The organism is Pseudomonas sp. B14(2022), from assembly GCF_012030485.1.
Classification (GTDB): domain Bacteria; phylum Pseudomonadota; class Gammaproteobacteria; order Pseudomonadales; family Pseudomonadaceae; genus Aquipseudomonas.
The window spans coordinates 89,445-109,835 of the sequence record NZ_JAAUVM010000006.1 but is presented as its reverse complement, the minus strand read 5'-3'; the positions used below and the strand labels follow the sequence as shown (position 1 = coordinate 109,835).

General features: G+C 61.7%; 19 protein-coding genes. 13 read left to right on the top strand and 6 right to left on the bottom strand.

All coding sequences use genetic code 11. From position 1 onward, the window contains the following. Positions 1-138 precede the first annotated feature (138 nt). Positions 139-849, top strand: coding sequence for a PqiC family protein (locus HCF10_RS11620; protein WP_167655553.1), 711 nt, complete (start codon positions 139-141; stop codon positions 847-849). 179 nt (positions 850-1,028) lie between these two features. Here HCF10_RS11620 and HCF10_RS11615 read toward each other — a convergent pair whose 3' ends face one another. Then, positions 1,029-2,561, bottom strand: coding sequence for an AhpA/YtjB family protein (locus tag HCF10_RS11615; protein WP_167655552.1), 1,533 nt, complete (start codon positions 2,559-2,561; stop codon positions 1,029-1,031). 133 nt (positions 2,562-2,694) lie between these two features. Between HCF10_RS11615 and serB the strand changes: the two genes are divergently transcribed. Then, complete coding sequence (gene serB / locus HCF10_RS11610) at positions 2,695-3,909, top strand: phosphoserine phosphatase SerB (RefSeq protein WP_053139356.1); 1,215 nt, start codon at positions 2,695-2,697, stop codon at positions 3,907-3,909. A 110-nt stretch (positions 3,910-4,019) separates the two neighbouring features. Here the strand turns inward: serB and asd are convergent, their stop codons facing one another. The 3 genes from asd to HCF10_RS11595 are packed head-to-tail and all read right to left on the bottom strand — an operon-like array spanning position 4,020 to position 7,305. After that, the gene (gene asd, locus HCF10_RS11605) at positions 4,020-4,880 is read right to left on the bottom strand and encodes an archaetidylserine decarboxylase (protein WP_131696777.1); all 861 of its coding nucleotides are present in this window, start codon (positions 4,878-4,880) and stop codon (positions 4,020-4,022) included. A gap of 16 nt (positions 4,881-4,896) precedes the next feature. Next, positions 4,897-5,712, bottom strand: a complete 816-nt coding sequence (locus HCF10_RS11600) for a rhodanese-like domain-containing protein (protein ID WP_131696776.1) — start codon at positions 5,710-5,712, stop codon at positions 4,897-4,899. Positions 5,713-5,769: 57 nt separating this feature from the next. Further along, positions 5,770-7,305 carry an HDOD domain-containing protein gene (locus HCF10_RS11595; RefSeq protein ID WP_167655551.1) on the bottom strand — a complete coding sequence of 512 codons (1,536 nt, stop codon included), beginning with the start codon at positions 7,303-7,305 and terminating at the stop codon, positions 5,770-5,772. A gap of 167 nt (positions 7,306-7,472) precedes the next feature. On the opposite strand from HCF10_RS11595, the gene motA reads away from it, so the two are divergent. Further along, positions 7,473-8,324 (top strand): flagellar motor stator protein MotA, encoded by an 852-nt coding sequence (motA, locus tag HCF10_RS11590; RefSeq protein ID WP_099583685.1) that lies wholly within the window; start codon positions 7,473-7,475, stop codon positions 8,322-8,324. 3 nt (positions 8,325-8,327) lie between these two features. Next, entirely contained in the window at positions 8,328-9,350 is a 1,023-nt protein-coding gene (motB, locus tag HCF10_RS11585) for a flagellar motor protein MotB (protein WP_167655550.1), read from the top strand. A gap of 49 nt (positions 9,351-9,399) precedes the next feature. Here the strand turns inward: motB and rsgA are convergent, their stop codons facing one another. Then, complete coding sequence (rsgA, locus tag HCF10_RS11580) at positions 9,400-10,431, bottom strand: small ribosomal subunit biogenesis GTPase RsgA (protein WP_053139368.1); 1,032 nt, start codon at positions 10,429-10,431, stop codon at positions 9,400-9,402. Positions 10,432-10,539: 108 nt separating this feature from the next. On the opposite strand from rsgA, the gene orn reads away from it, so the two are divergent. Further along, a complete protein-coding gene (orn, locus tag HCF10_RS11575) occupies positions 10,540-11,082 on the top strand; it encodes an oligoribonuclease (RefSeq protein ID WP_010213620.1) in 543 nt (180 codons plus the stop codon). Positions 11,083-11,264: 182 nt separating this feature from the next. Then, complete coding sequence (locus HCF10_RS11570; RefSeq protein WP_184745712.1) at positions 11,265-11,882, top strand: trimeric intracellular cation channel family protein; 618 nt, start codon at positions 11,265-11,267, stop codon at positions 11,880-11,882. Here HCF10_RS11570 and queG read toward each other — a convergent pair. Next, positions 11,879-12,943, bottom strand: a complete 1,065-nt coding sequence (gene queG / locus HCF10_RS11565) for a tRNA epoxyqueuosine(34) reductase QueG (RefSeq protein WP_131696773.1) — start codon at positions 12,941-12,943, stop codon at positions 11,879-11,881. The two genes, HCF10_RS11570 and queG, sit on opposite strands and share 4 nt — an antisense overlap. A 63-nt stretch (positions 12,944-13,006) precedes the next feature. On the opposite strand from queG, the gene HCF10_RS11560 reads away from it, so the two are divergent. The 7 genes from HCF10_RS11560 to hflX all read left to right on the top strand — a co-directional run bounded on the left by HCF10_RS11560 (position 13,007) and on the right by hflX (position 20,315). After that, a complete protein-coding gene (locus HCF10_RS11560) occupies positions 13,007-13,867 on the top strand; it encodes an NAD(P)H-hydrate dehydratase (protein WP_167655548.1) in 861 nt (286 codons plus the stop codon). Further along, the gene (gene tsaE, locus HCF10_RS11555; protein WP_131696771.1) at positions 13,855-14,325 is read left to right on the top strand and encodes a tRNA (adenosine(37)-N6)-threonylcarbamoyltransferase complex ATPase subunit type 1 TsaE; all 471 of its coding nucleotides are present in this window, start codon (positions 13,855-13,857) and stop codon (positions 14,323-14,325) included. Before HCF10_RS11560 ends, tsaE begins: the two co-directional genes overlap by 13 nt. Before the next feature lie 15 nt (positions 14,326-14,340). Further along, positions 14,341-15,762 carry an N-acetylmuramoyl-L-alanine amidase gene (locus tag HCF10_RS11550; RefSeq protein ID WP_131696770.1) on the top strand — a complete coding sequence of 474 codons (1,422 nt, stop codon included), beginning with the start codon at positions 14,341-14,343 and terminating at the stop codon, positions 15,760-15,762. Next, a complete protein-coding gene (mutL, locus tag HCF10_RS11545; protein WP_131696769.1) occupies positions 15,762-17,675 on the top strand; it encodes a DNA mismatch repair endonuclease MutL in 1,914 nt (637 codons plus the stop codon). The genes HCF10_RS11550 and mutL overlap by 1 nt, the downstream gene beginning before the upstream one ends. Continuing rightward, positions 17,675-18,646, top strand: a complete 972-nt coding sequence (gene miaA / locus HCF10_RS11540; RefSeq protein ID WP_053139381.1) for a tRNA (adenosine(37)-N6)-dimethylallyltransferase MiaA — start codon at positions 17,675-17,677, stop codon at positions 18,644-18,646. Before mutL ends, miaA begins: the two co-directional genes overlap by 1 nt. Positions 18,647-18,740: 94 nt before the next feature. Next, on the top strand, positions 18,741-19,001 hold the full coding sequence (hfq, locus tag HCF10_RS11535) for an RNA chaperone Hfq (protein ID WP_003171355.1): 261 nt from the start codon (positions 18,741-18,743) through the stop codon (positions 18,999-19,001). Positions 19,002-19,013: 12 nt separating this feature from the next. Beyond that, positions 19,014-20,315, top strand: a complete 1,302-nt coding sequence (gene hflX, locus HCF10_RS11530; RefSeq protein ID WP_027604899.1) for a ribosome rescue GTPase HflX — start codon at positions 19,014-19,016, stop codon at positions 20,313-20,315. The last annotated feature ends 76 nt before the right edge of the window (positions 20,316-20,391 follow it).

Genomic DNA, 20,391 nt, shown 5'->3' with positions numbered 1-20,391 from the left:
TAGATCGACGCTTTGGCGCTGGAGTCATGGCGCATATTCACGGATGATATGGCCTTTCCAGCGCCGGCGTGGCCGAGCGTGTTTAGGTTATTTTTAGTATTACATTGTGGTTCGCCTTGTGGCAGCCACCTGGATGGGATGATGACTGCTCCACGCGTTCCTCTATTTTTGATGCTCGCTGGCCTTTTGGGGTTGGCGGGTTGCAGCACACACAAGCCTGTGTCGCTGTACCAGCTGGACAGCGGAAGTCCAGCTCAGCCAGCCCAAACCGCTGGCATGGCCGTTTTGCTCGGGCCGGTGGTCGTGGCCGACTACCTGCAACGCGAAACCCTGCTGCAACGTCAGAACGATGGAAGCCTGCAAGGTTCCACCGATGGTCGTTGGGCAGGCAGTTTGTCGTCTGACATCAGCCAGTTGATGTTGCGTCAGGTGGCCGGTCAGTTGGACAGCCAGCGTGTGGTCCTGGCGCCCGCGCCCACCGGCTTCAGCCCGGATGTGCAGGTCTTGCTGACCATTACCCGGCTTGATTCCGGTAAATCGCAACCGGCGATCCTCGATGCGCAATGGCGCTTGATCGACCGTCGCGGCCAGGTGCGTGATAACCGCATCGTGCACCTGCAGGAAGAGCACGCCGGCACCACCGCGTCCCAGGTTCAGGCCCAGGGCGTGCTGCTGCAGCAATTGGCGCAGCAGTTGTCGGTGGCCCTCAAGCCATTGGCCAACCAGCCGCCGATTGCCGAGGCGCCACGCAGGCAGGCTCCGGCCCAGGCCAAGCCGGCAGAACCGCAAAAGCCGAAGATGCCGATGGCTACGCCGATCCGTACGGATATGGAAGTGTTCAGGTTCTGATCTGAAAAAGCTCCAACAAAAAAGGCCCGCTGACTCAGCGGGCCTTCTTGTGTGTGGAGATATAAGTCACGGCGCAGATCAAGTGTGGGAGGGGGCTTGCCCCCGATAACGGTGGTTCAGTCAATGATGTGCTGACTGATACTCCGCAATCGGGGGCAAGCCCCCCTCCCACATGTTCTTCAGGGCTTTGCGCGGGTCTCATGCATTCGCGCCAACTGCCGCTCCAGCATCGAGGGATACGGCTCCATCAGCCTTTCCACGCAGCTTGCCCCCTCAGGGCTGGCAATTGGGCGGATACGCGCGCGCTGGCGGATCAGCGTGTCTTCACTGATCTTGCGCTCCACCAGCAGCAGGTTACGGCTGTGTTGGGACAAGGCCAGTGCGTCCTGGGCGTTTTCAGTCAACAGCAGGTCGATCTGGCTCATGCCGAACAGATCATCGCCCACGGTGAGGCCCAGTTGCAGTTGCAGGGTGATGCCGCTGTCGGCGACTTCGATCTGCAATTCATGGCCCAAGGCGCGCAGCAACTCACCGCAGCAAATCGCATTGGTCAGGTAATCTTCGCCGCTGTCTTCGCTGTGGAACAGCATCAGCGTGCTGCCGTCGTTCAGGGTGTGCAGTTCGCTCTGGTACAGCGAGGCGGCCTGGTCGAGGCAGTCACGGTAGCGCTCCAGCAGTTCGGTCAGGCGAGCACGGGGCAGGCGGCGCAATTGGTCCTGGGCACCCAGTTGTACGGCGAGCACAGCGCTGTACTGCGGCTCGCTGCTGCGTACCGGCGGCGCCTTGGGGGCGATTGCGGGGCTGTCGGCTGACGTATCGCGCAGGTCGGCGAAGGGGTCTTCATCGTCCAGGTCGTCTTCTTCGGCCTTGAAGGCATGACGCGGTGCAGGCTTGAGGCCCGCCACCGGCGGACGCTCGTCGAAGCCAGGGTCACGCAGGTTGCGCACCTCGAACTCTGGCTCGTCGTCGTAATCGGTGTCGTCGTATTCAGGCTCTGGCTCGACTTCGGGCACCACCGGTTCCGGGGCGAAGCTGGCGTGCAGCTGGCGGGCAAGGTCGCCGATTTCATCCTGGCGGTCGGTAGCCGGGGTGTGTTCGTCGATGTCCCGCAGCCAGATGCGCAGTTGCATGAGCGGCGTGGAGATATGCCGGCCCAGACGCAAGCTCAGGGCCAGGGCCAACGCCAGCAGGATGGCGCTGAGGATACCCATGCTTTGCAGGCTGATGGTCATCGGCTGCTGGAACTGCTGCATGTCGAGGCTGATACGCAGTTGGCCGGCCTTCACGTCCTGAAACGTGATATTGCTCTGGTACAGGCCTTCGGCTTCGCCCAGCAGGCCGTTTTTCGGGCGCTGCCCGGCTTCGGCCATGATGCGGTTGTCCACGCTGTAGATGGCGGCATGGGCCACGAGCGGGTTCTTTGTCAGGTTGTTGAGCAGCACGTTGAGGCTGAGGATGTCGTTGGACACCAGCAGCTCGGTCGCCGAGGTGGCGGTTTGCGTGGTCAGGCTCTCGCCCAGGGCGTCGGCTTGCTCGTGCATGGCCTGCTTGAATTGCAAACCCATCACGCAGGCGTAGATCACCAGGGCCAGGGCGACCAGGATCACGTTATGGCTGGCGATGCGTAATGCGATCGGTACACGGCGGTGGCGCAGTGCCCGGAAGATCAGCAGGAAGAAGTTGTCGGTTTTTACTGGCGTGGGCCGGTTCACTTGAGCTCGGCTCTTGGTCCGTGAAGTTGACGCGCAGTATAGCGACAGGCCCAAGACCGGCAAAGCGCTGGCTGTGCCCGATGGTCACTGAAAGTGGGTAGAATGCGGTTTTTTTCCAGCCTGGGGGTGCGCCTTGCGCGAAATTGTCCTGATTAACATCACTGGGGAAGACCGCCCGGGTCTTACCGCAGCCATTACCGGCGTTCTGGCCCAGGGTGGTGTGAACATTCTCGACATCGGCCAGGCGGTGATCCACGACACGCTGTCGTTCGGCATCCTGGTGGAAATTCCCAGCACCGAGCAGGCCTCGTCGGTGCTCAAGGACATCCTGTTTACGGCGTACAAGCTCGATCAGCAGGTGCGTTTCACCCCGGTATCCGAAGAGGATTACCAGCAGTGGGTGGCCGGCCAAGGCAAGAAGCGCCATATCGTGACGCTGCTGACCCGCAAGGTCACCGCCGAACAACTGCAGCGCGTCAGCTCCATTACCGCGCAATATGGTTTGAATATTGACCATATCGACCGTCTGTCGGGTCGCATGCCATTGGACACCCCGGCCGACAAGGGCAAGGGCTGCATCGAGTTCTCCGTGCGTGGTGAGCCGGCCGACCCGCAGGCCCTGCGCGCCGAATTCCTCAGCGTGGCCCAGGAACTGAATGTCGATATCGCCTTCCAGGAAGATTCGCTGTTCCGTCGTAACCGTCGCCTGGCGGTGTTTGACATGGACTCCACGCTGATCGAAGCCGAAGTCATCGACGAACTGGCCAAGGCGGCCGGCGTTGGCGAGCAGGTTTCCGCGATCACCGAGCGCGCCATGGCCGGGGAATTGGATTTCCGCGCCAGCTTCAAGGAACGCCTGGCCTTGCTCAAGGGCCTGGATGTGAGCGTGCTGGACTCCATCGGTGCGTCGCTGCGCCTGACCGAAGGCGCCGAAACCCTGTTCGCCGAACTCAAGCGCCTGGGCTACAAGACGGCGATCTTGTCGGGCGGCTTCACCTACTTCGCCAAGCAGTTGCAGGCCAAGCTGGGCATTGACTATGTGTTCGCCAACGAGCTGGAAGTGGTCGATGGCAAGGTGACCGGCGTCGCGGTCGAGCCGATTGTCGACGCGCAGCGCAAGGCGGATCTGCTGAAGGAATTGGCCCACAAGGAAGGTTTGCGTCTGGAACAGACCATTGCGGTCGGTGACGGCGCCAACGACTTGCCGATGCTGGCAATCGCCGGTTTGGGCGTGGCGTTCCGCGCCAAGCCATTGGTCAAGCAATCGGCCAAGCAGGCGATTTCGACCTTGGGGTTGGATGGCGTGCTGTATCTGCTGGGCTTTCGCGACCGCGACGGTCAGCTGTAACTGACTAAATGTGGGAGGGGGTTTGCCCCCGATGGCAGTGGTTCAGTCACTGATGTGTTGACTGATACCCCGCTATCGGGAGCAAGCCCCCTCCCACATTGGGTTCGGCGTCAGGCTTTAGGTAAAGCGATGCCTTGGCCCATCTGCACCGGCGAACCCGCCACCAGTTCCTCAGCCCACTTCACCTGATCCGGCCCGAACAGCACGATCGCAGTGGAGCCCAGCTTGAAGCGACCCAGCTCCGCACCCTTCTCCAGGTGAATCGGCGCGCGGGCGGCTTCGTCATAGCGGAAGGTTTTCAGCTCGCGCTTCGGCGGAGTCACCAGGCCGGCCCATACGGTTTCAATCGACGCGACAATCATCGCCCCCACCAATACCACCGCCATCGGGCCGCGTTCGGTGTCGAACAGGCAGACAACACGCTCGTTACGCGCAAACAATTCCGGCACGTTTTCGGCGGTGGTCTGGTTTACCGAGAAAATCCGCCCAGGCACGTAGACCATCTCACGCAGGGTACCGGCCAGTGGCATATGCACCCGGTGGTAGTCCTTCGGCGACAGGTAAATGGTGGCGAAATCGCCGCCCATGAACGGCGCAGCGACCGCGGCATCACCGCCCAACAGTTCCAGCACGCTGAAGCTGTGGCCTTTGGCCTGGAACACACGACCGTGCTCGATGGGGCCAAGCTGGCTGACTGCGCCATCGGCTGGGCTCAATACTGCGCCAGGGGTCTGGTCCAGTGGGCGGGCGCCGTCTTTCAGGGCGCGGGTGAAGAAGGCGTTGAAGTGCTCGTAAGCGGTCACGTCCTCCACCAGCGCCTGGGACATGTCCACTTCGTAGCGCTTGGCAAACCAGGTGGTGAAGGCATTCTTGAACCAGCGCACGCGGCACTCGGCGATGCAGCCGGCCAACCGCGACAGCAGGTGGTGCGGCAGCAGGTACTGGCTGAGGATAAACAACTGCTTTTTCATTGACTGTCCTTAAACCTTAAATCTCGACGGGGGTGTCGGGGTGGTTGCCCCATTCGCCCCAGGAACCGGCATAACCTTTGACTCGCGGATAACCGAGCGCCTTGGCCACCAGGTAGGTGAAGCCAGAGCGGTGATGAGTCTGGCAGTGGGTGATGATTTCTTTGTCTTTGGTCAGCCCGAGGCCTTCGAGAATCTGCGGCATGTCACGGCGGATGCGCAGGTTGCGCTCTTTGTCCATGCCGGCCGTCCATTCGAAGTTCACCGCGCCGGGGATATGGCCGCCTTTGGCCGCAAGCACCTTCTCGCCGGAATATTCCAGCGGGCCGCGCGCATCCCAGATCCCCAGGTCGGCAGCGCCGAGACGGCTTTGCAGGTATTCGCGGGTAGCGGTGGGGCCGTCGTGCAGCGTGAGACTGACCGGGCCGCCAGCCGGGGCGGGCACGTCGGTGGAGAGCGGGTGCTTGCCCTCCAGCCACGCCAGCAGGCCGCCGTCCAGGTAGTGGTATTTCTGGTGGCCGATCACGTCGAGCATCCAGATAAAACGCCCGGCCCAGCCACCGCCTTCGTCGTCATAGACGACGTAGGTAGCGTCGGGCGTGTGGCCCAGTTCGCCGAACAGTTTCTCAAGATCGGCCTTGCCGGGCAGCAGGCCGGGTGCCGGCGCCTGGCCCAGTTGGGTGCGCTTGGGGTCAACGAAATGCGCGCCGGGGATGTGCCCTTCGGCGTAGCGGGCGGCACTGGTGAGGTCCACCAGAATCAGGTGTTCGGCATCCAGTTGACCGAGCAGGTCACTGGATTCGATCACCAGCGGCAAGCCAGAGAAGTCAGGCATGTGAGGTCTCCTGGGCACAAATGTTGGCGATAAAGGACGGCGATTGTAGCGCAAGCATCAAGCGCTGCGGTTGGTAAAGCTGTGCAGGGCTTTCTCGATGCATTGGGCGGTTTTACCGAAGGCCTGCACGGTGGTTTCCGAGAACGGCCCGCCGCCTTGGTCGGCGACCATCACCATCACCACGCGCCCGTTGCAGCTCATGGAGCGCAACAACAGGTGCTCGCCGGTGAACAGGCGGCGCAGGATCGGCGGCAGCAGTGCCGAGAACTGGGCGTGGTTTTCCGGTGTGAGGCGCACCTGGGCGGACTTTTCCAGCAGGCGCTGCAGCAGCGTGCTGTTGACCACATCCAGGCTCAGGTTGGCGGCGTCCTTCGGCAGGCCGTCGGCCTGATGCACACGCAAGGTGCTCAGGGCACGATCGGCCATGAACAACAGGACGCGCTGCATGCCGCTGGCCACCAGGGCTTCCTTGGCGCACGTAGTCAAATGCATGGCGTTGGCAAAGCGGCTCGGCTCCACCAGCAGTTCGGTACAACGCTTGCGCCAGACGGCCAGGGCTTCGGCGGTGGGCGGTGGTGCGGGCAGCAGGCCGCGATGAATCTTGTGTACATGCCAGGGCCAGATCAGCGACAGCGCCGGGTGCCAGAGATCGGGCATCAAGGTGTCGCGGGCACTGGTGACGGCTTGCTGGTGCACCTGTTGCTGCACGTCGCTCAGGGGCTGTTGCAGGTACAGCGCGGAGAGGTATTGCCAGCGCTCGGTGTGGGGGCAGGTCCAGGATTCCTGGGCCGACATCGCCAGGCCGTTGGCCAGCAGCACCGTATTGGCCGGCTGATTCAGCCAGCGGCGCAGGTTGGGTTCGGCGTCGAGCAATTGCTGGTGGCGCAGGGGGTCGTCTTCGCGGGCGATATGCAGGGCCTTGACCAGCAAGCGCTGCTCGGTCCGCAGCAGGGTATACCCCTGGGACACCCAAATCGGCAGGTGCCAGGTCTCGGTCAGGCCGAGGCACAGGTCCAGCAGGCGCACGCCGAACAATGCCTGTTCGACCTTGCGTGCCGACTCGCCCTTGTGGATGACCCGCAGTTCCCACTCCTCCAAAAGCTTGGGGTAGGCAACGGCCATCGGCCACAGCGGTGAAAGAAACAGCAGGCTGCCCCAATGAATGTCCTGCCACAGCCGCGCCAGGCGGCTGCCGAACAATCCATTGGCTTGTTGCGAGGCGTGCTGGCTGACCAGCAACAACTGGCGCAGCGCTACGGGAATTTCATGGGCCGGCACCGACGGCAGGCGTGCCAGCAGTTCCTCGGCGCGTTTGAGGCCCAGACGGTTAAGCGCCACTTCGAGGTTTTCCGCCGGTGCTGTCAGGCTGCCATGGGTGTGACTGTTGGCCTCGCGCATGACGCTGAGTACGAGGGCCGGGCTGTTTTGCATCAGCTCGGCAATATCTCGCAACGAACTGCGGCTATCGCGGATGGCTTTGCATACGCGGTCATGGCTGGCCTGTGGAACAGGCAGCAGCACCTCGTCCAGGCGCTTGATCCAAGCGGCTAGAGAAGTAGGTTTTGCAGTTGGGACTGTCGTTTCATTAGCCATGATTGGGGCGCGATCATCACTTGCGGTCAACACACCCGGAGCGGGCCGAACTGGCTTTTCGCCTTAACGGGCTATAGTCTGGCGCAGTTTTGCCGATAAGAGGAACAAGAGTTTTTCAGTTCCCCCAAATATGTCCATGAACCCGACGGCGCAAGTACTCATCTCCTATGGCTAAAATTATCGGCATTATCGTCGTCTTCGCGAGCGTGCTCGGCGGCTACGTCCTGTCCCACGGTAAAATTGCGGCACTGATCCAGCCTTTCGAGGTGCTGATTATTGGTGGTGCGGCACTGGGTGCCTTTCTGCAGGCGAACCCCGGCTACATGACCATGCACGTGGTCAAGAAGTCGCTGGCAATGTTCGGTTCGCGTTTCACCCACACCTTCTACCTGGAAGTGTTGGGCCTGGTTTACGAGATCCTCAACAAGAGCCGCCGCGAAGGCATGATGGCCATCGAGGCCGATATCGAAGACGCTGCGGCCAGCCCGATTTTCGCCAAGTACCCGGCCGTGCTCAAGGATGAGCGCATGACCGCCTACATCTGCGATTACCTGCGCATCATGTCTTCCGGCAACATGGCCCCCCATGAGCTGGAAGGCCTGTTCGACATGGAATTGTTCAGCCTCAAGGAAGAGCTGGAGCATCCCTCCCATGCAGTCACCGGTATCGCCGACGGCATGCCCGGCTTCGGTATCGTCGCGGCGGTACTGGGTATCGTGGTGACCATGGCCTCCCTGGGCGAAGGTGATCAGGCGGCTATCGGCATGCACGTAGGTGCGGCGCTGGTGGGGACCTTCTTCGGTATTCTCGCGGCTTACGGCTTCTTCGGCCCGCTGGCGACCTCCCTGGCCCATGACGCCAAGGAAGAAATCAACCTGTACGAATCGATCAAGGCCAGCCTGGTGGCATCCGCTTCCGGCATGCCGCCATCGTTGGCGGTGGAGTTCGGTCGCAAGGTCCTGTACCCGAAGCATCGCCCAAGCTTCGCCGAGCTGGAACAAGCGGTTCGCGGTCGCTAAGCCATGGAAAACAACCAGCCGATAATCATCAAGCGCGTCAAGCGCTTCGCTGCGGGGCACCATGGCGGTGCCTGGAAAATCGCCTTCGCCGACTTTGCCACGGCGATGATGGCGTTCTTCCTGGTGCTGTGGCTGATGTCCACGGCCACGCCCGAACAGAAGATCGCCATCGCCGGCTACTTCAAAGACCCGATTGGCTTCTCGGAAAGCGGTACGCCGTTCGTGATCGACCTGGGCGGCTCGCCGCAACTGGCGCCTGAGCGCACCATCAACCCGGAAGTCAAAACCGAAGCGCCGCAGGAAAAAATCCCGATCGAGCGCGATACCGTCGAAGCCATGGCCGAGCAGGTCGAGCACGAACGCCTTGAACTGTTGCTGCAAGAGTTGCAGAACAAGGTCGAGGAAAACCCGCAACTGCTGAAGTTCAAGGATCAGATTTCGTTCGAGATCACTCCGGATGGCTTGCGCATCCAGATCACCGACGCCGCCAACCGGCCGATGTTCGACTCTGGCAGCGCACGCTTGAAACCGTACTTTGAGGACATCTTGTTGGCCATGGCCGACACCATCAAGGCGGTGCCGAACAAGATCAGCATCAGCGGCCACACCGATGCCAAGCCTTACTCGGGCCAGGGTGACTTTGGCAACTGGGAGCTTTCCGCCAACCGCGCCAACGCGGCGCGTCGTGCGCTGGTGGCCGGCAGCTATCCGGACCCGCAAGTGGCGCGGGTGGTGGGTTTTGCGTCCTCGCAACTGTTTGATGCGAAGGATCCGTTCAACCCGATCAACCGTCGCATCGATATCGTTGTGCTGACCAAGAAGGCTCAGCGTGCGATTGAAGGTGATCAGCCCGCGCCACCACCGGTCCCAACTCCGGGAGCGGGTGCGCCAGGTGAGGTGCCGGCCGACCCAAACGCCATTCCGCCCGGCCAGGAGCCATTGCCGGCCCATGAGCTGCGGCAGAAGCTGAACCTGTTTGATGAGGGTGGGGTGAAAGACCCTACGGTGCCTGGGACGGGTTCCTAAGTCACCTACAATAAGGCCGCGATGATCGCGGCCTTATTGTTTCGCAAGTTTAGTAACTACTTTCCGGCAAGCTCGCAATAATCGACCGATAGCTGTTCATGCGCTGCTGCTGCACGCGGCCATCTTCCAGCGCCTTGAGCAGGGCGCAGCCCGGCTCGCGATCGTGTTTGCAATCGCGGAAGCGGCAGGTGCCGATCAGGTCGTTGAATTCGATAAAGCCCGCTTCCACGTCGCTGCGGCTGACGTGGCCGAGGCCGAATTCACGGATACCCGGGGAGTCGATCAACTCACCGCCGCCCGGGAAGTGGAACAGCCGCGCCGTGGTGGTGGTGTGGGTGCCCTGGCCGGACAGCTCCGACAGCGGCCCCACGCGGGTATCGACTTCCGGCAGCAGGCTGTTGACCAGCGAGGATTTGCCCACGCCCGACTGGCCGACAAATACGCTGATACGCCCGTCCAACTGCTGTTGCAGCTGTTCCATGCCGTTGCCGTGGTGGGCCGAGACTTCCAGCACCGGGTAGCCCAAGGTGCGGTAGACCGCCAGCAGCGCGTTGAGCGCGGGGGCATTCTGCTCGTCGATCAGGTCGAATTTGTTCAGCAGCAACAGCGGGCGAATGCCGGCATGCTCGGCCGCCACCAGGTAGCGGTCGATCAGGTTGGCATGGGGCTCGGGCAGCGGTGCGAACACGATCACGATCATGTCGACGTTGGCCGCTACCGGCTTGAGCTGGCCGCGGCTGTCGGGGCGGCGCAGTTCGGTGGTGCGCGGCAGCTGGGCGACGATCACGCCGATGCCTTGGTTGCCGGCACGCCAGACCACCTTGTCGCCGGTGACCAGCGCAGGCAGGTTGGCACGCAAGTGGCAGCGGAACACCTGGCCCGCGAGTTCGCCTTCCAGCGCCTCGACTTCGACCTGTACACCAAAGTGCGCGATCACCAGGCCCGTCTGTTCGGGGCCCAGGTCGCCGCCCTCGAGCGCGTCCACGGCGGAGGATTCACGTTTGGCGGCGCGTGCAGCGCGTTCACCTTGAATCTTTTCGATGCGCCAGTTTTGGCGACGATTGAGCTGGCGTTTGGCCATTGGTGTTCCGTGTCGATAATGCAAAGGTTAGGTAAAACGGTCGCGAGTCTAGCACGGCCCCGCCTGCTAAACTGCGCAGCTACGCCAAGGTGCCAAGAGAATCAAGCCATGCAAAACCCACAGAACCTGATTTGGATCGATCTGGAAATGACCGGTCTGAACCCTGACACCGACGTCATCATCGAGATGGCGACCATTGTCACCGACAGTAATCTCAATACCTTGGCCGAAGGTCCGGTGATCGCCATCCACCACAGCGATGCCGTGCTCGCCACCATGGACGAGTGGAACACCCGCACCCACGGCAACTCCGGCCTGACCCAGCGTGTGCGTGACAGCCGCATCAGCATGGCCGAAGCCGAAGCCGAAACCATTGCCTTCCTGGAAAAGTGGGTGCCGAAGGGCAAGTCGCCGATCTGCGGCAACAGCATCTGCCAGGACCGCCGCTTCCTTTATACCCACATGAAGGCGCTGGAAAGCTACTTCCACTACCGCAACCTGGACGTGTCCACCCTCAAGGAGCTGGCCGCGCGCTGGGCGCCGGAAGTCAAAGACAGCTTCCATAAAGGCAGCACCCATCTGGCGCTGGATGATATTCGCGAGTCGATCGCCGAGCTGCAGCACTACCGCAAGCATTTCATCAAGGCTTGAAACGCAGGCTGCTGACCGGGCGCCTTCGCAGGCAAGCCAGCTCTCACACTTGAATGTATTCCCAGGTCCAAGTGTGGGAGGGGGCTTGCTCCCGATGGCAGGCAACTCGATTTATCGCCAGGCGCCCCCTTTTGGTGCCATCAGCAAATGATTAGACTGCCGGCCTCTTTGCAAGGATCGCCATCATGCTGCTGATGCTCTACCTCATCGCCATCACCGCCGAAGCCATGACCGGCGCCTTGTCCGCCGGCCGGCGCGGCATGGACTGGTTTGGTGTGGTGCTGATCGCCTGCGTGACGGCGCTGGGCGGCGGCTCGGTGCGCGATGTGCTGTTGGGGCATTACCCGTTGACGTGGGTCAAGCATCCGGAATACCTGGTGCTGACCTCCGTCGCGGCGCTGGTGACGATCTTTATCGCACCGTTGATGCGTCACCTGCGCTCGCTGTTCCTCGCGCTGGATGCCGTGGGCCTGGTCGCGTTCACGCTGATCGGCTGCATGACCGCCCTGGAAATGGGCCACGGCATGCTGGTGGCATCGGTCAGCGGGGTGATCACCGGCGTCTTCGGTGGCATTCTGCGGGATATTTTCTGCAACGACATTCCGCTGATCTTCCGCCGTGAACTGTACGCCAGCGTGTCATTCCTCGCCGCCTGGTTCTACCTGCTGTGCCTCTACCTGGAACTGCCCAGCGAGCAGGCAATTCTACTGACGCTGTTCAGCGGCTTTCTATTGCGCCTGCTGGCGATTCGATTTCACTGGGAAATGCCCAAGTTCGTCTACAGCGACGACGTGCACTAGCGCGCCGCGTGCTGGTTCAGCGCCCATTCCACATGCTCGCGCACCAGCTCCGACGGATAATCCCGACGCGCCTTCAAGGCTTCCAGTACCGGGATGCTCGACGGCGCGTTGCCCAGGCCCACCGCCAGGTTGCGCAGCCAGCGTTCATAACCGGCACGGCGCAAAGGTGAACCTTCGGTACTGCTGAGGAATTTATCCTCATCCCACAGGAACAGCTCCGCCAGTTCTGCGTTATCCAGGTTGTGCCGTGGCTTGAAATCGCTTTCGGCGGTAGGTCGCGCGAAACGATTCCACGGACAAACGATCTGACAGTCATCGCAGCCGAATACCCGGTTGCCGATCAGCGGGCGCAGGTCTTCAGGGATTGCGCTCTTGAGTTCGATGGTCAGGTAGGAAATGCAGCGCCGGGCGTCCAGCACATAGGGGCCGACAAACGCATTGGTGGGGCAGATATCCAGGCAGGCGGTGCAGCGGCCGCAGTGTTCGGTACTGTGCGGTGGATCGACCGGTAGCGGCAAATCCACAAATAGCTCGCTCAGGAAGAAATAACTGCCGGCCTTGCGATTGAGCACCAGGGTGTTTTTACCGATCCAGCCAAGACCGGCTTGTTCGGCAATGGCTTTTTCCAGCACGGGCGCGCTGTCGACAAAGGCACGAAAGCCGAAAGGCCCGATCTGCGCCTGGATACGGTCGGCCAACTGTTGCACGCGTTTGCGGATCAGCTTGTGGTAGTCGCGGCCCAGGGCGTAGCGCGAGATGTAAGCCTTTTCCGGTTTTGCCAGCAGTTGCGCCATCTGGGTATCGCCGGGCAGGTAGTCCATGCGCAGCGACACCACGCGCAGGGTGCCCGGCACCAGTTCGTCCGGGTGCGAGCGTTTGCTGCCATGGGCGCCCATGTAGTCCATCTCGCCGTGGTAGCCCGCGTCGAGCCAGCGTTGCAGATGGTGTTCATGCTCAGCCAGGTCAAGGCCGCTGATGCCGACTTGTTGAAAGCCCAGCTCGCGCCCCCAGTCTTTGATCGATTGGGCGAGGGCGGGCAGATCGGAGGTAATAGCGGGCATGAGACACGGGAAACCACAGGTTAGATGCGTATAATTCTGCCAGACATCGGAGCTTGAAGACGCATGCCGCAGACAAAACACGAAATAACCGACGTTCAGCCTTTGTTGCATGGCCATTTGCCGCAACTGGCTGCGCGTTCACCGGACGCCCATAAAGGCCAGTTCGGTCACCTGCTGATGATTGGCGGCGACCGGGGCTTTGGCGGCGCCGCGCTGCTCGGCGCCGAAAGCGCCTTGCGCAGTGGTGCGGGCATGGTGTCCCTGGCCACTCGCCTTGAGCATGTGCCGGCCGCGCTGGCCCGTTTGCCGGAAGTCATGACCGTCGGCGTGAGTTCGGCCAACCAGTTGATGGGCTTGCTGGAAAAAATCTCGGTGATCGTCATTGGCCCCGGCCTGGGCGAAGCCGCCTGGGGTAAAAGCCTGTTGTCTGTCGCAGCCAATGCACGGCAGCCGCAGGTCTGGGACGCCGATGCACTCAATCAACTGGCGACTGGCAGCGTGAGCTTGCCAGCCCATTGCGTGATCACCCCGCATCCGGGGGAGGCGGCGCGATTGCTGGGGATTTCGACAGCCGAGGTTCAGGCCGGCCGTCTTAAGGTGGCGCGCGCGTTGAGCCAGAAATTCAAGGCAGTGGCCATCCTCAAGGGTGCTGGCAGTTTGATTGCCAGTCCGGACGGGCGCGTTTCGCGCTGCGATCAAGGCCATCCGGCGATGGCGACGGCGGGCCTCGGTGATGTTTTGGCCGGCCTGGTGGGTGCGCTGCTGGCCCAGGGCATGCCGGCCTATGAAGCAAGCTGCCTGGCCGTCTGGTTGCACGCCACGGCAGGGGATCGCCAGGGCAGCTTTGGTCGCGGGCTGGCCGCCAGCGACCTGATACCCGCCATTCGTCAATTGCTGGAGGAACAGTCGCCGTGTCTGAAGTAATCCTTTTCCTGGCCGATGAAGAGGCCATGGTGGCGTTAGGTCAGCGTATTGCGCAGGTCACGGCCGGGTCAGGGCTGATTTTTCTTGAAGGCGACTTGGGGGCAGGCAAGACCACACTGTCCAGGGGCATCATTCGCGGGTTGGGCCACACGGGGGCGGTAAAAAGTCCCACGTTCACTCTGGTTGAACCCTACGAGATCGGCGCAGTGCGGGCTTTCCACTTCGACCTCTATCGCCTGGTGGATCCCGAAGAACTCGAGTTCATGGGCATCCGTGATTACTTCGATGAGGACGCGCTGTGCCTGATTGAGTGGCCAGATAAAGGCACAGGCTTTTTGCCAAAGCCGGACCTGACCATTACCATTACGCCGCATGATCACGGACGTCAGCTGAAGTTGTTGCCCCAGAGTGCGCGCGGTGAGTCGTGGTGCGCTGCTCTGGCTTTGGAATTCAAATAATTGGTGGGGTTAGGTATGCGCTTTCGCGCGTTGGTTGCTGTCGTAGGGGTGTTGCTTGCGGCAATGACTGTCAATGCTCTGGCTGCTTCACAGGTGAAGAGTGTTCGCCTGTGGCGAGCGCCGGATAACACGCGACTGGTGTTCGACCTGTCTGGCCCGGTCCAGCACAGTGTCTTTACCCTAACGGCGCCTGATCGGCTGGTGATCGACATCAACGGTGCGACCCTGGCCGCGCCGTTGAACGTGTCCACCGCCAATACGCCGATTACCGCCATGCGCTCGGCGCAGCGCACGCCGACTGACCTGCGGGTAGTCATCGACCTGAAAAAGGTCGTGACCCCGAAAAGCTTCTCCCTGGCGCCAAACGCCCAATACGGCAACCGGCTGGTAGTCGATCTGTTCGACAACGCCGCCGATGCCGCGCCGCCGCCTGCGCCAACTCCAGCCGTGGCAACAGTGCCGGCAGTACCGGTCAACCCGTCCCAACCCCAGGTCAAGCTGCCACCGCCGCCGCCAGCCCCGGCCGGCAAGCGTGACATCATCGTGGTGATCGATGCCGGCCACGGCGGCGAAGACCCGGGCGCCTCTGGTTCGCGCGGCCAGCATGAGAAAGACGTGGTGCTGGCCATCGCCCGTGAACTGCAGCGCCAGGTCAACGGCATGAAAGGCTACCGCGCCGAACTGACCCGTACCGGCGACTACTTCATTCCGTTGCGCGGTCGTACCGAAATCGCCCGTAAGAAGGGCGCCGACCTGTTTGTCTCGATCCATGCCGACGCCGCACCTTCGGCCGCCGCCTTCGGTGCTTCGGTGTTTGCCCTGTCGGATCGCGGCGCCACGTCCGAGACCGCCCGCTGGCTGGCCGACAGCGAAAACCGTTCCGACTTGATCGGCGGGGCTGGCAACGTGTCCCTCGATGACAAGGACAAGATGCTCGCCGGTGTACTGCTTGATCTGTCGATGACGGCTTCGCTGACCTCCAGCTTGAACGTCGGCCAGAAGGTGTTGAGCAACATCGGCCGTGTGACCTCGTTGCACAAGCAGCGCGTGGAACAAGCCGGGTTCATGGTGTTGAAGTCGCCGGACATCCCATCGATCCTGGTGGAAACCGGGTTTATCTCCAACGTCAACGAAGCCTCGAAGCTGGCCAGTGCCAGGCACCAGCAGGCCTTGGCGCGTTCCATCAGCGCCGGTGTCCGCCAGTTCTTCCAGCAGAACCCGCCGCCGGGCACCTACATTGCCTGGTTGCGCGATTCCGGCAAAATCGCCCAGGGCCCGCGTGATCATCGCGTGCAACCGGGCGATACGCTGGCCATGCTGGCGGTGCGGTTCCAGGTTTCGGCCGCGTCCTTGCGCAGCGCCAACAACCTGAAGACCGATGAGTTGAAGGTCGGCCAGGTGTTGACCATCCCTGGCACTGAATTGGCGGCACAGTAATGAGCGAATCAACCTTGAACAGCGGGTCGCGCATTGAATTGCTCAGCCCGCGCCTCGCCAACCAGATTGCGGCGGGCGAGGTCGTCGAGCGCCCGGCATCGGTGATCAAGGAGTTGCTGGAGAACAGCATCGACTCCGGCGCCAAGCGCATTGATGTCGACGTGGAGCAGGGCGGCGTGAAACTGTTGCGCGTGCGCGACGACGGCAGCGGGATCTCCTCCGATGACCTGCCGCTGGCCCTGGCCCGCCACGCCACCAGCAAGATTCGCGACCTGGAAGACCTTGAGCGCGTGATGAGCCTGGGCTTTCGCGGTGAAGCATTGGCCTCCATCAGCTCCGTGGCGCGCCTGACCCTGACGTCGCGCACCCGTGATGCCGAGCAGGCCTGGCAGGTGGAAACCGAAGGCCGCGACATGGCGCCTCGGGTCCAGCCGGCTGCGCACCCGGTGGGCACCTCGGTGGAAGTGCGCGACCTGTTCTTCAACACCCCGGCGCGGCGCAAATTCCTCAAGGCCGAAAAAACCGAATTCGATCACCTGCAAGAAGTCATCAAGCGTCTGGCCCTGGCGCGTTTCGATGTGGCGTTTCACCTGCGCCACAACGGCAAGACCATCCTCAGCCTGCACGAAGCCCACGACGACGCCGCGCGCGCTCGCCGGGTGTCGGCCATCTGCGGAGCGGGTTTCCTGGAGCAGGCGCTGCCGATTGAGATCGAACGCAATGGCCTGCGCCTTTGGGGTTGGGTGGGCTTGCCGACCTTCTCCCGCAGCCAGGCGGACTTGCAGTATTTCTTTGTGAATGGCCGGGCGGTACGCGACAAACTGGTGGCCCACGCAGTGCGCCAGGCTTATCGCGATGTGCTGTTCAACGGGCGGCATCCGACCTTTGTGCTGTTTTTCGAGGTCGACCCTTCGGTGGTCGACGTCAACGTGCACCCGACCAAACACGAAGTGCGCTTCCGTGACGGGCGCATGGTGCATGACTTCCTCTATGGCACCTTGCACCGTGCCCTGGGCGATGTGCGCCCGGATGACCAGTTGTCTGCGCCCATCGTGACGGCGGTGGTGCGTCCGAGCGGCCCCGAAGCGGGCGAGTTTGGCCCTCAAGGCGAAATGAGCCTGGCGGCAAACCTGCTGCAATCGCCGCAACCCCAGCCGAGCTACACAGCGCCGGGCTCTGGCTCGGGAGCGGGTTATCAGTACCAATACACACCGCGTCCGCAATCGGCTGTGCCGGTCGCCGAAGCGCAGGCTGCCTATCGTGAGTTTTTTGCGCCGTTGCCAGGGGCCGAGCCGGGCGCAGTGGCCTTGCCGGAAGGTGGCGGTGATATTCCACCGCTGGGCTACGCGTTGGCGCAGCTCAAGGGCATCTACATCCTCGCGGAAAATGCCCATGGCCTGGTGCTGGTGGACATGCACGCCGCTCACGAGCGGATCATGTACGAGCGCCTGAAGATCGCCATGGCCAGCGAAGGCCTGAGTGGCCAGCCGTTGCTGGTGCCCGAATCCCTGGCCGTCAGCCAGCGTGAGGCCGATTGCGCCGAAGAGCATCACGCTGTGTTTCAAAAACTGGGCTTCGAGTTGCAGCGCCTGGGTCCGGAAACCCTGGCCATTCGCCAGATTCCCGCACTGCTCAAGCAGGCCGAGGCCAACCGGCTGGTCGCCGATGTGTTGGCTGACCTGATGGAGTACGGCACCAGCGACCGTATCCAGGCACACATCAATGAACTGCTCGGTACCATGGCCTGTCACGGCGCCATCCGCGCCAATCGCCGCCTGGCCTTGCCGGAAATGAACGGCCTGCTGCGCGACATGGAAAACACCGAACGCAGCGGTCAGTGCAACCATGGCCGTCCGACCTGGACCCAGATGGGCCTGGACGATCTGGACAAACTGTTTTTGCGCGGCCGTTGATGAGCGCCTTGCCCCCCGCGATCTTCCTGATGGGCCCCACGGCCGCCGGCAAGACCGACCTGGCCATCGAGCTCACCAAGGTGCTGCCGTGCGAACTGATCAGTGTCGATTCTGCCCTGGTTTACCGGGACATGGACATCGGTACCGCCAAGCCCTCAAAAGAGCTGCTGGCGCAGTATCCGCACCGGTTGATCGACATTATCGACCCGGCCGAGAGCTATTCCGCAGCGGATTTCCGCACTGACGCCCTGGCCGCCATGGCAGAGATCACCGCGCGGGGCAACATCCCGTTGCTGGTGGGCGGCACGATGCTCTACTACAAGGCTTTGCAGGAAGGGCTGGCCGACATGCCGCCCGCCGATGCCCAGGTGCGCGCCGAGCTTGAAGAAGAGGCTGCGCGCCTTGGCTGGCAAGCCCTGCACGACCAATTGGCAGTGGTTGACCCGGTATCTGCCGCGCGCATTCACCCCAATGATCCCCAACGCCTCAGTCGCGCCCTGGAAGTCTGGCGGGTCAGCGGACAGACCATGACTGAACTGAGGCTGAAACAAACTGCGCAAAGTGCTGACGCAGGCGCATCTGGACAGTCACAATTGCCCTATACTGTGGCGAATCTGGCCATCGCTCCGGCAAATCGCCAGGTGCTGCATGAACGAATTGCACAAAGATTCACAATTATGTTGGAACAGGGGTTTGTGGACGAGGTCGTAGCACTGCGTTCAAGAGGTGACCTGCATCCAGGGTTACCTTCGATACGTGCTGTAGGCTACCGCCAAGTCTGGGATCATCTGGATGGCAAGCTGACGTCAGCTGAAATGCAGGAGCGCGGCATCATTGCCACGCGCCAATTGGCGAAGCGCCAGTTCACCTGGCTGCGCAGCTGGAGCGATTTGCACTGGTTGGACAGCCTGGACAGCGACAATCTGTCACGCGCCTTGAAATACTTGGGAACGGTCTCCATATTGAGCTGAGTCCTTGCAATTGCCGTCTATCCTTGGGGGTGTGGCGGCCATAAGCTATCTATTTTCCGATTTTTTATTATTGATCCTTAAAGGAGTGCGGCACATGTCAAAAGGGCATTCGCTACAAGACCCTTACTTGAATACTTTACGTAAAGAGAAAGTGGGGGTTTCCATCTACCTGGTCAACGGTATCAAGCTGCAAGGTACGATCGAGTCGTTCGACCAGTTCGTGATCCTGCTGAAAAACACCGTCAGCCAGATGGTCTACAAGCACGCTATCTCGACAGTGGTTCCAGTTCGTCCAATCCGTCTGCCGAGCGCAGCCGGTGATGATGCAGCTGACGCTGAGCCAGGTAACGCCTGATAGGAGTCTCCTTTGTTCTTTGAGCGCCACGGTGGTGGTGAGCGAGTAATCCTCGTTCACTTGGATGGACAGGACCCTGAGGCGCGCGAAGATCCGCAGGAGTTTCAGGAGTTGGCAAATTCGGCCGGCGCCGAGACCGTTGCGTTTTTTAACGTGCCGCGTCATCGGCCAACCGCCAAATTCCTGATTGGCAGTGGCAAGGTCGAGGAACTGCGCGACCTGGTCCATGCCGAAGAAGCCGATCTGGTGATCTTCAACCATACCCTCACGCCCAGTCAGGAACGTAACCTCGAACGTGTATTCGAGTGTCGCGTGATCGACCGCACCGGTCTGATTCTCGATATTTTCGCCCAGCGCGCCCGTACCCATGAGGGCAAGCTCCAGGTCGAACTGGCCCAGCTTGACCACATGAGCACCCGGCTGGTTCGCGGTTGGACTCACCTTGAGCGTCAGGGTGGCGGTATTGGCATGCGGGGCCCGGGTGAAACCCAGTTGGAAACCGACCGGCGCCTGCTGCGGGTTCGCCTGCGTCAGATCAAGGGCCGGCTGGAGAAGGTGCGTAGCCAGCGCGAGCAATCGCGACGTGGCCGTTCACGTGCCGATATTCCCACCGTGTCCCTGGTGGGCTATACCAACGCCGGCAAGTCCACGCTGTTCAACAACGTGACGAAATCGGACGTGTATGCGGCTGACCAACTGTTCGCTACCCTCGACCCGACCTTGCGCCGTCTGGATATTGACGACCTGGGGCCGATTGTCTTGGCCGACACCGTGGGTTTCATTCGTCATCTGCCCCATAAGCTGGTCGAGGCGTTTCGGTCTACGCTCGAAGAGTCGAGCAACTCCGACCTGCTGTTGCACGTGATCGATGCGGCCGAACCGGATCGCATGTTGCAGATTGAACAGGTCATGGTCGTGCTGGGCGAGATTGGCGCCCAGGACTTGCCGATCCTTGAGGTCTATAACAAACTCGATTTGCTTGAAGGCGTTGAGCCACAAATCCAGCGCGACGAGAACGGCAAGCCCCAGCGGGTCTGGCTGTCGGCGCGCGATGGCAGTGGTTTGGAGCTGCTTGAACAAGCCATTGCCGAGTTGCTCGGCAGCGATTTGTTCGTCGGCACCTTGCGCTTGCCTCAGCGTTTTGCTCGACTGCGTGCACAGTTTTTCGAGCTGGGCGCGGTACAGAAAGAAGAACACGACGAAGAAGGTGTCAGCTTGCTGGCCGTTCGGTTGCCGCGCTCGGAGCTCAATCGGCTGGTCAGCCGTGAAGGCGTAGTACCGACAGAGTTCATCGAACAACACACTTTGCAATAAAAGCCTGAGAAAGCGGTTGTGCCGCAGTAGCAGGCATTCTGTAGCATTGGTCGGCGCGCCGTGGGTGCGTCTTTGC